We start from the raw sequence: 13,817 nt of genomic DNA on the forward strand, positions 1-13,817 counted from the left end.
CTTAGTGCCCGGCTGTTAAGTCATCCTTAGTGCCCGGCTGTTAAGTCATCGACGTTCTTAGCTCGGCGGCCTCGCCATGTGTTCCATCCCGGCAAGGAGTCGTCAAGAGCGGATGAACGTTGTGGTGGCAGGTGTTTGTTCACCGCGCTCTGTCGTTGTACGTGAAGCCAAGTCCCAAGGGCACGCTCGGATTCGCTTTCTGCCGCCTTATACGTGGGGAAGCGGCCATGATTGCTCACGAAGTTAGTTAGGGCGCGAAGGTTTTCTTGCCAGCTCAGCTCACTAATTTGGGCTTGGCGCGTAGTGTTCCATTGGCCGGCCTTGTCGAGTTCTAGGCGTTGTTCCTCGTTCAGAAGCCCAGCCCTATCCTTTTGTCGCTGGCGTTGGAGCCAAGTTCCGAGCGATTTTTCTTCCGGGCACCGCGATCTTGCTGAAGGCGCCAATCCGGCTTCCGCCATGAATAGCCGGAGAGCGTCGGCGCGTGCAACCCATTCCGGGGCGAGGCCTTTTGGCTTGGCCGCTGGGAGATTGGCTTCGTGCTCCCGTTGAAGACGTGGATCACGCCGTTTGGCCCAGCCGATAGCTCTGTTGACGCGAGAAAGGTCCTGACGACAAAGATTGGCAATTTGCGATTGATTGAGACCCTGGCGGTACATGAGCTCCCACTCTTGAGAGGCCTTAGGGTTTGCCTCCAACATCAGTCGTCGGTGTCTTGGAACTCGCCGCTTGCGACCTTTTCCGCCGTCTTTTCATACATCTTGGCGATGTACGACTCGAGCTCCGTGATTTCAATTCTCCAAAGGTTTCGCCCGCCGAATTGGACGCCACGAAGTTCCCCAGATTTGAGCAGGGATCGCACGAGCGGTTCCCCTACGTTCAGCTCTTCAGCGGCCTGCTTGGTGGTCATGAATCGGCGAGGCGCTTCCTTTGAATCGGACATAGAGCAATCCTAGGCACTTCGCGTCAGACTTCCTGTTCCTGCCGGGTGCCTTGGAACGACCCGGTATGCGGAGGTGAGAATCTCAACGAAGTCTGCCATGCCAACAAGAGAGACGCCTGTTACCTGTCGGCTTGGTTGGGCGAGAACATCCAGCCTGCCGTCATCATCAGGATGCCGAGCACCATGTGCGTCCACGCGTCCAAGATGTTCACGGACAGGAAGTTCGCGGCGGAATTCGGTCCCACGGCCAAACCGTAAACACTCATCGCCAGGTACAGCGCGCCACCTCCATAGAGGAAGGCCCTTGCACCGGTTGTGGTGTGGGACATCAGCCAACCACCCACGCCCACCGCAAGGCTGACGAGGTTCAACAGCATGGACACCTGGAACAGGCCCAAGAACATCGCGTGCGAACCCGGGCCCAGGAACTGCATCTGCGAATACTGCGTGGTGATGCCCGGGACGAAAGCCAGGACGCCCACCGCTGCCAGGATCACGGCGACGCCCATGCCTGCCAGCTGGATGTCCTGCCGCCCGAAATGGACGCCGTGGGGATGTGCTGCTGCGCTGCTCATATGCCCTCCAACCACTCCGTGGGAACACACCCCATCTTACGTCCGGCCCGGCCAAACGCACCCGGGAAGCATCCTGAAAGTACCTGCCTAAAAGCCCGCCGCCAGCGCGCCCGCCCGGGCCGGCACGGCCTTCGTGGCACCATGGAACACGATGAAATTGCGTGCTGACCAGACCGGAAACCGCGGCCTCCCCATGCCCCTGTGGCTGCAGGGAGCGCTCGAATCGGCGCAGGCCGCCATCATCTCCGCCCTGGTGGTGGTCCTTCCCCTCGTGGGCGTCTGGGCCACCGACGGATTCGAAAACCGCCGCATCGACTTCCTGGCCCGCCTGGCCGGCCAGGCCTGGCTCCTGATCCACGGCGTCCCCCTCACCCTGGAAACCGTGGACCTCGGCAACGCAGCCCAACCCGGAAACGGCGTCCTCTCGCTCTTCCCGCTGGGCCTCACCCTCATCCCCTTCCTCCTGGCCTGGCGCGCCGGCCGCCGCCTGGCCCGCGCCTCCTACACAGACCAGCTGTGGCAGGCTTTCCTCGGCGCAATCACCGTCTACAGCGCCTTCGGCGCAGCCACCGGCTTCGTCTGCCGCACCCAGGAAGTCGGCGTCAATATCCTGCTCGCCATGCTGCTGCCCCTCATCCCCTTCGGGCTGGGCATGGTGGTGGGCGCGCGCCGCGAATCCGGTTCCTGGAGCAGGCTCATCGGCGTGGACGCCGTGGACTGGATCGCCCGCACCAGCCAACACTCCCGCTGGGCCGGATCCTACTTCGCCTCCGCCATCAAAGCCGGATCAGTGGCCCTCATGGCCTCGCTCGCCCTCGCCGCACTGCTGCTCGCCGTGGACCTCGGCATCCACTGGGCGGAGATCGTGGCCGTCTACGAAGGCCTCAAAGCCGGTGCCCTGGGCGGCGCCGTCCTCACCATCGCCCAGCTCGGCTACCTGCCCAACCTGGTGCTCTTCACGCTCGCCTGGAGCTCCGGCGCAGGCTTCTCGCTGGGAGTCGGCTCGCACGCCGGACCCCTGGCCACCGCCGTCGGGCCCCTGCCCGCCATCCCGGTGTTCGGCGCCCTGCCCACCGGACACCTCGACTACGGCGTAGTGGCCCTGGTGCTCCCGGTGCTGGCCGGGGCGCTGGCCGGCTGGTGGTTCCTCCGCGAAGGCGAAAACCACTTCGACGAGTGGCTCTCCATCAAGATCAAGGCTCGTTGGTTCACCGCGGCCGCATCCACCGTGGTGCTCGGCGCGCTCATCGGCGCCGTCACGGGCATCCTGGCCGGAGCGCTGGCTTGGATCGCCCGGGGCTCGGCCGGAATCGGACGCCTCACCGAGATCGGACCGGACCCGCTCTGGACGGCGGTCTGGCTGGCAGCGGAGGTGGGAATCGGCGTCGTCATCGGTTACTCCGCCGGGCCCTGGCTCGAACGCCAACAGAAACTGCGCGAGGCGAACCTGGACGCCGCCAAGTACTAGCGCTGGCGCAGCGCCGGCGGCAGGGCCTTCTCGAAATCGGCCACGCAGCCGGTGCGGGCCCGCTCCGTCAGGGCATCCCGCGAGCACTCCTGCAGCGCGCTGACCTGCGTGAAGAACAGCGCCGAAAACAGCACCAGCAGGCCCAGCACCGCGGAGACCACCAGGCCGGAAATGGTACCGAACACCAGGATGCGGCCCTGCCGGAACCGCACTGCCCGGACCACCACCACAATCCCCAGCACCCACGCCGCCACGGTCAACAGCCCGCACAGCCACAGGTACGTGACATTCAGGGTGTACACGAAGGCCGCGCCCAGCACCGTCAGCAGGAACGTCCGGAACAACAGCTGCGTGCGGGACTGCGCGGCGGCCGCCGCCTCCCCGTGAGCTGGCAGCTGCGGGCGGGGACCGGCGTCGGGATTCATGTTTTCCAGCCTACGCGAGGCGGCACATAAGCTAGTGCAATGCGCATCGTAGTCCTCGTCTCCGGCACCGGCTCCAATCTCCAGGCGGTCATCGACGCCGTCCAGGCGGGGGAGCTCGACGTCGAAATCGCCGCCGTCGGAGCCGACCGTGAAGGCACCTACGGCGTGCAGCGCTCGGCCGACGCCGGGCTGGAAACCTTCGTGGTGAACTTCAACTCCTTCGAGACCCGCGCCGAATGGGACGCCGCCCTCACCGCGAAGGTGGCCTCCTACCAGCCGGACGTGGTGGTGTCCTCCGGCTTCATGCGGATCGTCAGCCCCGAATTCATCGACGCCTTCGGCGGCAAGTACCTCAACACCCACCCCGCGCTGCTCCCGGCCTTCCCCGGCGCCCACGGCGTGCGCGACGCCATGGCCTACGGCGTGAAAGTCACCGGCTGCACCGTGCACTGGGCCGATGCCGGCGTGGACACCGGCCCCATCATCGCCCAGGAAGCCGTCGCCATCCTGCCGGAAGACGACCAGGACTCCCTGCACGAACGCATCAAGGTGGTGGAGCGCCGCCTGCTGGTGCAGACCCTCGCGCAGCTCACCTCCGGGGAACTGGCGAAGTAAGCCGCCGACTTGCGGGCTTAGTGCCAATAGCGGGCTAATGCAACGCTTCTTGCTTGGTCTCCGGCGCGAAGGCGCCCATCCAGATCACGGCCAGCAGCACCAGCCCGCCCGCCAAGGCGAAGGACGTGGCCAGGCCGAACGTCGGCCAGAAGAACGAGGCGAACACCAGCGGCCCGAAGCCCGCACCCACCCGGGAGAACGTGGACGCCCAGCCGAAGCCCGAGCCGCGCAGTTCCGTGGGGTAGAGCTCGGACACGTAGGCGTACAGCACAGGAATGGCCACCTGCACCACGAAGCCGAACGCCAGCAGCCAGAACACCGCGGCCTCCGGAATGTCCACCACGAACGCCACGATCACCAGGATCAGCGCGGACAGCGGACCGGTGATGGCCAGGATCCACTTGCGGCCCACCCGTTCCACCAGCAGCGCGGCCACCACCACGCCCAGCAGCCCGACGGCGGCCATGCCCGCCGTGGTCACGAAGGCCTTGTACTCGGCGAAGCCCGCCCCGATCAGGATGCGCGGCATCCAGGTCAGGCTGAGGTAGTAGACCAGGAGGACGGTAAAGAACAAAGCCCAGGCCGCCGTCGTGATCTTCCAACTGAACTGCCACAGGCTGCGCAACTGGGTCCACGCGCTCCCGGCGGACAGGCGCGGGGCGTCCTGCGGATCGGGGAGGCTGTAGACGCGGGGCTTCGCTCCGGTGGCGGCCACCAGGGAGTCGATGACTTCCGCGGCTTCCTTGCGGCGGCCCTTGCGGATCAGGAACAACGGGGACTCAGGCACGCTGCGGCGCACCCAGAACACGAGCAGCGCCGGCAGCACCATCACCAGCATGGTCAGGCGCCAATCGGCGAAAGCCGCCATCAGCCCGGCGGACACGAAACCGCACAGCGCCGCGCCCACCGGCCACCAGCCGTCCATGGCGGTCAGCACCCGGCCACGCTGCTTCCGCGGCGTGAACTCACCCACCAGTGCGTAGTCCACCGGAATGCAGCCGCCCAGGCCGAAGCCGGCCATGAAGCGGAACAGGCAGAACCACAGGAAATCCGGGGCGAACGCGCCCGCAACGGTGAACAGCGAGAAGATCAGCAGCGTGGCGGCGAAGGCCTTCTTGCGCCCGATAGTGTCCGCGATGGTTCCCCAAGCGAAGGCACCCAGGGCCATGCCGATCAGGTTGGCCGTGCCGATCCACGCGGCGTCAGCAGGCTGCAGGGACCAGTGCTTGGAGAGCAGGGGAATGAGGATGCCGTTGAGCGTGACATCCCAGGCATCGAACATGAAGCCCAGGCCGCCGATCAGGAAAATCCGGCCCTGGACGCGCCAGCGCCACGGCAGTTCCTGGACCACCTGCTCACCGCTGGGCACGGACGTATACGTGTTCATCTTCCCCTCCTTGGGGAAAACTTTAGCGGTGGTTTTCTATCGCTTTCCGCAGGAAGCCGCCGGCCTCGTCCAAGGCACCCTTCGCCTGCGCCGGATCGATGCCCGTGAGCAGCACCAGGATGGCCGCCTTCACCGATCCGCCCACCGCATCGAGCGCCTTGGCCGCGGCATCCGCGTCCACCCCGGTGGCGTGCTGGATGGTCCGCTGCGACCGCGCCACGAGCTTCGCGTTGGTAGCCTGCAGGTCCACCATGAGGTTCCCGTACGTCTTGCCAAGCTTCACCATGGCGAGGGTGCTGATGGTGTTCACCACCAGTTTCTGCGCGGTTCCGGCCTTGAGCCGCGTGGAGCCGGCCACGAATTCCGGACCCACGACGACGTCGATCGCCACGTCCGCCAGCCGCCCGATGGGGGACCCCGGGTTGCACGCGATGGCCGCCGTGAACGCGCCGCGCTTGCGGGCCTCCTCCAGCGCGCCGATCACGTATGGCGTGCGGCCCGAGGCTGAGATGCCAATCACTGCGTCTTTTTCCGTCACGTTGATGTCGTGAAGATCCCGGGCGCCCGCCGTCGCGTTGTCCTCGGCATATTCCACCGGTTTCTGGATGGCCTTGGTGCCGCCGGCGATGATGCCGACCACCATCTCCGGGGGAGTGCCGAAGGTGGGCGGGCACTCGCTCGCGTCCAGCACGCCCATGCGGCCCGCCGTACCGGCGCCCACGTAGAGCAGGCGGCCGCCGCCCGCCAACCGTTCCGTGACGGCATCCACTGTGCGTTCGACGGCTGGGGCTGCTTGTTCGACGGCGGCCGGGACCGTGCGGTTCACCTCGTTCATGGCGGCCACCAGCTCCGCCGTGGTCATGGAGTCGATGCCGGCCAAGGCCGGCGCCGCGGCCTCCGTCTGCAGCCCGGCAAGTTCGGAGCGCAGCGACTCCAAGGTGGCTGCGTCAGGGGAATCAGTCGGGCCAGTTTGTGCCGTCACGGTGGATGTACCTTTCCTGAAGGAGCCCGCGGCGCGTCGCAGCGAGGGCCGCTCCGTCCATGCCGTCGCCGAGGGGCTCGACCATTTCAATCCCTGCCGAAGCAAAGGTCTTCTGCAGGAGTGCCGCGAAGAACTCCGAATTCGCCACGCCGCCCAGCACCGCCACCCGGCCGCTGCCGCCGCTGGCCTTCTGCACGGTGTCCGCGAGGATGACGCACGCCTCGTCCACGATTCCGCGCGCGACGCCGTCACCCGCCTCCGCGGCCTGCAGCACCAGCGGCGCGAAGCGCGCCATCGCCCGGGCAGGGTTGTCCATGCCGCCCAGCCAGGCGGGAAGATCCAGGGGCGACTCGGCCAAAGCGCTGGCCGCGACGCTCAACGACGTCTCCGGGCCGCCGTCGAACGCTTGGACTACCGCTTCCAATCCGCGCTGGCCGATCCAGCGGCCGCTGCCGCGGTCACCCAGCAAGGGGCCCCAGCCATCGGCACGGTGCAGCTGCCCAGCGTCGTCGAAACGGAACGCCACGGCACCGGTGCCCACAATCAGTACCGTGCCCGGGGCGCCTTGCATGGCGCCAAGCTGCGCGGCGGTGGCATCGGAAAGCACGGCGGCGGGAACGCTGAAACGGCTGGCAAGCAGGGCTGCGAGCTCGCGGGAACTTTCGGCGGAAGCTTCCACTCCGGCCACGGCGGCGCCGAAGCCTGTCAGGGGAGAGCCGGAGGGGCCATGCGCGGTCAGCTCGGGCGGCAGCAGCGAGGCCGTTTCCTCGAGCAGTTCGAACGCCATCCGGGCACCGTCAGTCACACCCAAACCGGGGAAGCCGTGCTGGTCCGCGGCGGCAAGGACCTCGTCCCCAGCCCGCAGTTCCAGCCGGCACCTGCTCTTGCCGAGATCGGCCACCAGCACCATCGCCGAAGCATCCATGATGCAACCCTACCCGCGTTGCGGGGCCCGCTCTACGTGCTTTTGCGGCGCCTTGTGGGCCCCGCAACGCAACGAAACGAGCCCCCGCCGCCAACACGATAAACTGTGGCGTATCCCCACCAACCGCGTTGAAACGCGATAAAGACGGAGACTTTTGTGAGCTTCACGCAGCTTGACCGTGTCCCTATCCGCCGTGCACTGATCTCGGTTTACGACAAGACAGGACTGGAGGAGCTCGCGAAGGGCCTGCACGCAGCCGGCGTCGCGATCGTGTCCACCGGCTCCACCGCCAAGAAGATCGCCGCAGCAGGCATCCCGGTCAAGGAAGTCGAAGAAGTCACCGGTTCCCCGGAAATGCTGGACGGCCGCGTCAAGACCCTGCACCCGCGCGTGCACGGCGGCATCCTGGCCGACCGCCGCGTCCAGGCCCACATGGACACCCTCACCACCATGGAGATCGAGCCCTTCGACCTCGTGGTGGTCAACCTGTACCCCTTCGTGGAGACCGTCCGCTCCGGCGCCGGCCAGGACGATGTCGTCGAGCAGATCGACATCGGAGGCCCCGCCATGGTGCGCTCGGCCGCGAAGAACCACGCCGCCGTCACGATCGTCACCGATCCCTCTTTCTACGGCTCCGTGGTGGAAGCTGCCGCTGCCGGCGGTTTCGACCTGAAGACCCGCCGCCGCCTGGCCGCCAAGGCCTTCGCGCACACCGCCGCTTATGACAACGCCGTGGCCACCTGGACCGCCTCGCAGTTCCGGGACGAAGACGGCGACGGCATCATCGACTGGCCCGCCTACGCCGGCCTGGCCCTGGAACGCTCCGAGGTGCTGCGCTACGGCGAGAACCCGCACCAGCAGGCCGCCCTCTACGTGGACAAGGCCGCCCCGGCCGGCATCGCCCAGGCCGACCAGCTGCACGGCAAGGCCATGAGCTACAACAACTTCGTGGACGCCGACGCCGCCCTGCGCGCTGCCTTCGACTTCGCGGAGCCCGCCGTCGCGATCATCAAGCACGCCAACCCCTGCGGCGTGGCCGTGGCCTCCCCGGACGCCGCCGACCCGATCGCCGACGCCCACGCCAAGGCCCACGCCTGCGACCCCGTTTCCGCGTTTGGCGGTGTCATCGCGGCGAACCGCACCGTGACTGCCGGCATGGCCCGCACGGTGGCCGACATCTTCACCGAAGTGGTCATCGCCCCCGACTTCGAGCCCGAAGCCGTGGAGATCCTCTCCAAGAAGAAGAACATCCGCCTCCTGGCCCTGCCCGAAGGCTACGGCCGCTACCCGTCCGAGATGCGCCAGGTTTCCGGCGGCGTCCTGGTCCAGATGAGCGACAAGGTGGACGCCGACGGCGACAACCCCGCCAACTGGACCCTCGCCGCCGGCGAGGCCGCGGATGAGGCCACCCTGGCCGACCTCGCCTTCGCCTGGACCGCCTGCCGTGCCGCCAAGTCCAACGCCATCCTGCTCGCCGACAACGGCGCCGCCGTGGGTATCGGCATGGGCCAGGTCAACCGCCTGGACTCCTGCAAGCTGGCCGTCGAGCGCGCCAACACGCTGGGCGTCACGGTGGAGTCCGACATCGACGGCGCCGGCGGTGCCTCCAACGCCTCCGGTTCCGACGCACCTGAGCGCGCCCGCGGTGCCGTGGCCGCTTCCGACGCGTTCTTCCCGTTCGCCGACGGCCTGCAGATCCTGATCGACGCCGGCGTCCGCGCCGTCGTGCAGCCCGGCGGTTCCGTGCGGGACGAGGAAGTCGTCGCCGCGGCCAACGCCGCCGGCATCACGATGTACTTCACCGGCGCACGCCACTTCTTCCACTAGTCCCCACCGGCCCCCTGGCCTCGCAAGCTCGGCCAGGGAACCCTGCCGGCGTGGGCCCAGCGTCCCAAACGAAACGGCGGCCGCCCCCTCACGGGGACGGCCGCCGTCGTCGTTAATACAGCTTAGGAAGCGGAAGCGTTTGAATAGGCCTGCTGGATGACCGAACCCCAGTACGGGCCGTACATGGTGGTGGAACGGCTGCCGTAACCGTAGCTGTTGACCGAGTTCTGGAAGCCGCCGGAGCCGGTGCCGATGAACCACGGGCCGCCGGAGGAACCGCCGGTCATGTCGCAGGGGATGCCCTGGGTGGTGCCGCCGGGGTTGATGGTGTCATCGATGGCGGAACCGGCGCAGGCCTTGAGGGACTGGCCGTCGAAGGGGCTGGCGGCGGGGTAGCCGTAGGCCTTGTACGTCAGGCCGCGGGCCGCGTTGAACTCAACGCCGGACGCGCCCACCACATCGGCCAGGTTCTGGCCGTTGAGCGGGGCGACGACGGCGAAGCCCGTGTCGTACTGGATGTCGCCGCCGGCGCTCCACTGATTGGTGGTGTAGAGCGCGCGGGCCGTCCACTTCCCGTACGGTGCCGCGCCATCGAGGTACGCCGGGACGAAGACGAAGTTGGTGGCGAAGGCGCCGGGGCCCTCGTTCAGGCAGTGGCCTGCGGTGGAGACGGTGCTTTCGTTGGCGGAGGCCACCGAATTGCCGGAGCAGACGTAGTTGCTGCCGCCGAGGGTGAAGAAGACCTTGCCGATGTGTGAAACGGGCGCCTCATCGGTGTGCAGGGAGGGCTTGCCCTTGCCTGCCTTGCCGGAGATCCTGGCGGACTTGCCCTGCTCGACCGAGTCGCGGAAGGTGCTCTTGCCGCCGCGCTCCATGGCCTTCTTCGCCAGGACGTCGCCCGGGATGGCGGAGCGCATGCGCTCGGCGGTCCAGTAGTCGGCCACGCCGTCGGTCTTGAGGGTGGTGCTGACCGTATGGGAACTTCCCTTGCCTTCCGGGGAGGCCGGGGTGGCGGTGGCGCCACCGGCGGACGTGAAGGCGAACACTGCTGCTGCGGAGAGACCGAGAAGGCTTGTGGCCAGAGTCTTGGTTCTTGTCACGGTTGTCCTGACTTTCAATGAGGGAAAGTGGCCCGGTGGCGGAGGGCTCCGCCACCGGATAACGGAATGAAGGTACCCGCGCCATGACAGCTTTGTAAATAGATGTTTCACATTTTGTGATAGCTGCCTATGAATTACGACGGCGGCTGTCACGCCGCGCGGGCTGCCCGCCGGGAGCTGTGGCGAGGCTGCGCCCGGGGCCTCCGCGGGGCCGTCATGCAAGCCGCCGGAACCGCGCATTTTAGGGGTGAAATGGCCCGCTGTGGCATAGTTGGAATGTTCCGCCGGGCATCATCCGGCAAACAACACAAGGGGTTGTGTGGCTCGTCCTGCGTGCCGATTGGAGCAATGGCGCGGCCGCAGCCCCGGGAGACCTTCAGGGAGACGCCCGAGCAATGGCCAAGATTATCTACACCCACACCGATGAAGCGCCGATGCTGGCCACGTATTCCTTCCTGCCGATCATCGAGGCCTTCGCTTCGACGGCGGGCGTGGACGTGGAAACCCGAGACATTTCGCTGGCCGGCCGCATCATCGCCGCTTTCGGTGACTACCTCACCGAAGAGCAGCGCATCGGTGACGCCCTGGCAGAGCTCGGCGAACTGGCGAAGAAGCCTGAAGCCAACATCATCAAGCTGCCCAACATCAGCGCCTCCGTTCCGCAGCTGAAGGCGGCCATCGCTGAACTGCAGGGCAAGGGCTACGCCCTGCCGGACTACCCGGACAACCCCTCCTCGGACGAAGAGACGGACATCCGTTCCCGTTACGACAAGATCAAGGGTTCCGCCGTGAACCCGGTGCTGCGCGAAGGCAACTCCGACCGCCGCGCCCCGCTCTCCGTGAAGAACTACGCCCGCCAGAACCCGCACTCCATGGGTGCCTGGAGCGCCGACTCCAAGACCAATGTGGCCACCATGGGCGCCGACGACTTCCGCTCCAACGAGAAGTCCGTGGTGATCCCGGCCGACGACACCCTGCGCATCCAGCTGGTCCGCGCAGACGGCACCGTCAAGACCCTCAAGCAGTCCATCCCCGTGCTGGCCGGCGAGGTGGTTGACGGCACCGTGATGCGCGCCGCCGCCCTGGACGAGTTCCTCGCAGCGCAGGTTGCCCGCGCCAAGGAAGAAGGCGTGCTCTTCTCGGCACACCTGAAGGCCACCATGATGAAGGTTTCGGACCCCATCATCTTCGGCCACGTGGTCAAGGCCTACTTCGCGGACCTCTTCGCCAAGTACGGCAAGCAGCTCGAAGCCGCGGGCCTCAGCGCCAACAACGGCCTGGCCTCCATCCTCGGCGGCCTCGAAGAACTTCCGGAAGACATCCGCGAGGACGTTGCCGCAGCCATCAAGCAGGGCCTGGAAAACGGCCCCGCCCTGGCCATGGTGGACTCGGACAAGGGCATCACCAACCTCCACGTTCCCTCCGACGTGATCGTGGACGCCTCCATGCCGGCCATGATCCGTACCTCCGGCCACATGTGGGGCCCGGACGGCAAGGAAGCCGACACCCTGGCCGTGCTGCCGGACAGCTCCTACGCCGGCGTGTACCAGGTGGTCATCGATGACTGCCGTGCCAACGGCGCCTTCGACCCCACCACCATGGGCACCGTTCCGAACGTCGGCCTCATGGCCCAGGCCGCCGAGGAATACGGCAGCCACGACAAGACCTTCGAAATCCAGGACGCCGGCAAGGTGCAGCTGGTGGACGGCTCCGGCAAGGTGCTGATCGAGCACGAGGTTGCTCCCGGCGACATCTGGCGCGCCTGCCAGACCAAGGACCTGCCCATCCGCGACTGGGTCAAGCTGGCCGTCACCCGCGCCCGCGCTTCCAAGACCCCCGCCGTGTTCTGGCTGGACGAAGAGCGCGCGCACGACGCCAACCTCATTGCCAAGGTCAAGGAATACCTGAAGGACCACGACACCGAGGGCCTGCAGATCGAGATCATGTCCCCGGTCAAGGCCACGGCCTTCACCTTGGAGCGCATCCGCAAGGGCGAGGACACCATCTCCGTCACCGGCAACGTGCTCCGCGACTACCTCACGGACCTGTTCCCCATCCTGGAGCTGGGCACCAGCGCCAAGATGCTTTCCGTGGTTCCGCTGATCAACGGCGGCGGCCTCTTCGAAACCGGCGCCGGCGGCTCCGCCCCGAAGCACGTGCAGCAGCTCCTCAAGGAGGACTACCTGCGCTGGGACAGCCTGGGCGAGTTCCTGGCCCTGGCCGTCAGCTTCGAGCACCTGGCCACCACCGAGGGCAACGCCCGGGCGCAGGTCCTGGCCGACACCCTGGACCGCGCCACCGGCACCTTCCTGCTGGAGAACAAGTCCCCGGGCCGCAAGCTGGGCACCATCGACAACCGCGGCAGCCACTTCTACCTGGCCTCCTACTGGGCCCAGGAACTGGCCAAGCAGACCGCCGACGCCGAACTGGCCGCTTCCTTCGCGAAGGTCGCCGAGGCGCTGACCTCCGGTGAGGAAACCATCGTGGGCGAACTGCTCGCGGTGCAGGGCTCCCCGGTGGAGATCGGCGGATACTACCGTCCGGACGCCGACAAGGCCGCGGCCGTGATGCGCCCGTCCGAAACCTTCAACAAGGTGATCGCTGGACTGAAGTAGCACATCCGGGTTAAACCAAAGCAGCGGCGTCCCGTGGCATGAGCCACGGGACGCCGCTCTTTTTATCCGGCTTTTTATCCGGCGGCTGCTTGCTTTCCGGCAACCCCTTTCCGGTTTCGGCAGCCCGGCCATGGCAGAGTAGGCGCATGATCTTTGCGGATGATTCGCTGCAGCCAGGACCGACGCAGCCAGGACTGAAACAGCCCGAGCTGACCCATATCGGCGGCCCCACCCTCCTGATGAAATACGCGGGCCTGGCATTCCTCACCGACCCCACTTTCGACGCTCCGGGGGACTATCCCATGAGCAACGGGCGCGTCCTCAGCAAACTCAGCGGCCCGGCGGTTCCGGCGGAGCAGCTGGGGCGGATCGACGTCGTACTTTTGTCCCACGACCAGCACCCGGACAACCTGGACAAGAGAGGACGGGAACTCCTGCCGCAGGCAGGCGCCGTGCTGGGTACGCCCGCCGCTGCCGGCCGGATCGGCGTTGTCCGCGGCCTGCGGCCTTGGGAACGGGCCGGGCTCGACGGCGGCATCACCGCCACCGCGGTTCCTGCCCTGCACGGTCCCGAAGGCGCCGAAGCTGTCACGGGGGAGGTGACGGGCTTCGTGCTCGAAGCCGAGGGCTGGCCCACCGTGTACGTTTCCGGGGACAACGCGTCCCTGGCCGTGGCCGCGGAGATCGCGCGCCGCTTCCCGGACACCGCGCTGGTCATCGCCTTCGCGGGCGCGGCCCGGACCGCCCTCTTCGACGGCGCCCCGCTCACGCTCACCTCCGAGGGCGTGGTGGAGCTCCTGGACCTGTTCCCGGCAGCCACCGTGGTTCCGGTCCACACCGAGGGCTGGGCCCACTTCAGCGAAGGGCCGGAGGTGCTGTGGAAGGCCGTTGACGACGCCGGCGCGGCGGCCCGGGTGGCACTGTTGCCTGCTGCCGGGACGCCGCACCGCGTGTAGGG

At 67.2% G+C, this 13,817-nt stretch carries 13 protein-coding genes; 5 read left to right on the plus strand and 8 right to left on the minus strand.

What is annotated here, in order from left to right:
* Nucleotides 1-26 precede the first annotated feature (26 nt).
* The 3 genes from BIU82_RS20315 to BIU82_RS12525 all read right to left on the minus strand — a co-directional run bounded on the left by BIU82_RS20315 (nt 27) and on the right by BIU82_RS12525 (nt 1,515).
* Nucleotides 27-698, minus strand: a complete 672-nt coding sequence (locus tag BIU82_RS20315) for a helicase associated domain-containing protein (protein WP_074466441.1) — start codon at nt 696-698, stop codon at nt 27-29.
* Nucleotides 698-940, minus strand: coding sequence for a helix-turn-helix domain-containing protein (locus tag BIU82_RS12520; protein ID WP_070349787.1), 243 nt, complete (start codon nt 938-940; stop codon nt 698-700). The genes BIU82_RS20315 and BIU82_RS12520 overlap by 1 nt, the downstream gene beginning before the upstream one ends.
* Nucleotides 941-1,059: 119 nt before the next feature.
* Nucleotides 1,060-1,515 carry a DUF4383 domain-containing protein gene (locus BIU82_RS12525; protein ID WP_070349788.1) on the minus strand — a complete coding sequence of 152 codons (456 nt, stop codon included), beginning with the start codon at nt 1,513-1,515 and terminating at the stop codon, nt 1,060-1,062.
* A 151-nt stretch (nt 1,516-1,666) separates the two neighbouring features.
* On the opposite strand from BIU82_RS12525, the gene BIU82_RS12530 reads away from it, so the two are divergent.
* Nucleotides 1,667-2,983 carry a DUF6350 family protein gene (locus BIU82_RS12530; RefSeq protein WP_070349789.1) on the plus strand — a complete coding sequence of 439 codons (1,317 nt, stop codon included), beginning with the start codon at nt 1,667-1,669 and terminating at the stop codon, nt 2,981-2,983.
* Here the strand turns inward: BIU82_RS12530 and BIU82_RS12535 are convergent.
* Nucleotides 2,980-3,408 (minus strand): hypothetical protein, encoded by a 429-nt coding sequence (locus BIU82_RS12535; RefSeq protein ID WP_070349790.1) that lies wholly within the window; start codon nt 3,406-3,408, stop codon nt 2,980-2,982. The two genes, BIU82_RS12530 and BIU82_RS12535, sit on opposite strands and share 4 nt — an antisense overlap.
* A 39-nt stretch (nt 3,409-3,447) precedes the next feature.
* Here BIU82_RS12535 and purN point away from each other — a divergent pair, with 39 nt between their 5' ends.
* Nucleotides 3,448-4,023: a phosphoribosylglycinamide formyltransferase gene (gene purN / locus BIU82_RS12540; protein WP_070349791.1), complete on the plus strand. Its 576-nt coding sequence runs from the start codon at nt 3,448-3,450 to the stop codon at nt 4,021-4,023.
* Between the two features lie 34 nt (nt 4,024-4,057).
* Here the strand turns inward: purN and BIU82_RS12545 are convergent, their stop codons facing one another.
* The 3 genes from BIU82_RS12545 to BIU82_RS12555 are packed head-to-tail and all read right to left on the minus strand — an operon-like array spanning nt 4,058 to nt 7,317.
* Nucleotides 4,058-5,410 carry an MFS transporter gene (locus BIU82_RS12545; RefSeq protein WP_070349792.1) on the minus strand — a complete coding sequence of 451 codons (1,353 nt, stop codon included), beginning with the start codon at nt 5,408-5,410 and terminating at the stop codon, nt 4,058-4,060.
* A gap of 22 nt (nt 5,411-5,432) precedes the next feature.
* Nucleotides 5,433-6,392 (minus strand): N-acetylmuramic acid 6-phosphate etherase, encoded by a 960-nt coding sequence (murQ, locus tag BIU82_RS12550; RefSeq protein WP_070349793.1) that lies wholly within the window; start codon nt 6,390-6,392, stop codon nt 5,433-5,435.
* Nucleotides 6,367-7,317 carry a BadF/BadG/BcrA/BcrD ATPase family protein gene (locus BIU82_RS12555; protein ID WP_070349794.1) on the minus strand — a complete coding sequence of 317 codons (951 nt, stop codon included), beginning with the start codon at nt 7,315-7,317 and terminating at the stop codon, nt 6,367-6,369. Before BIU82_RS12555 ends, murQ begins: the two co-directional genes overlap by 26 nt.
* Before the next feature lie 156 nt (nt 7,318-7,473).
* Here BIU82_RS12555 and purH point away from each other — a divergent pair, with 156 nt between their 5' ends.
* Entirely contained in the window at nt 7,474-9,144 is a 1,671-nt protein-coding gene (purH, locus tag BIU82_RS12560) for a bifunctional phosphoribosylaminoimidazolecarboxamide formyltransferase/IMP cyclohydrolase (protein WP_070349795.1), read from the plus strand.
* 122 nt (nt 9,145-9,266) lie between these two features.
* On the opposite strand, the gene BIU82_RS12565 is transcribed toward purH, so the two are convergent.
* The gene (locus tag BIU82_RS12565; protein WP_070349796.1) at nt 9,267-10,244 is read right to left on the minus strand and encodes a hypothetical protein; all 978 of its coding nucleotides are present in this window, start codon (nt 10,242-10,244) and stop codon (nt 9,267-9,269) included.
* 395 nt (nt 10,245-10,639) lie between these two features.
* Between BIU82_RS12565 and BIU82_RS12570 the strand changes: the two genes are divergently transcribed.
* Both BIU82_RS12570 and BIU82_RS12575 read left to right on the plus strand, forming a co-directional pair.
* Entirely contained in the window at nt 10,640-12,859 is a 2,220-nt protein-coding gene (locus BIU82_RS12570; RefSeq protein WP_070349797.1) for an NADP-dependent isocitrate dehydrogenase, read from the plus strand.
* A gap of 146 nt (nt 12,860-13,005) precedes the next feature.
* Nucleotides 13,006-13,815 (plus strand): MBL fold metallo-hydrolase, encoded by an 810-nt coding sequence (locus tag BIU82_RS12575; RefSeq protein WP_074466443.1) that lies wholly within the window; start codon nt 13,006-13,008, stop codon nt 13,813-13,815.
* Nucleotides 13,816-13,817: the final 2 nt, after the last annotated feature.

This window comes from Arthrobacter sp. SW1 (assembly GCF_001766675.1).
GTDB lineage: Bacteria > Actinomycetota > Actinomycetes > Actinomycetales > Micrococcaceae > Arthrobacter.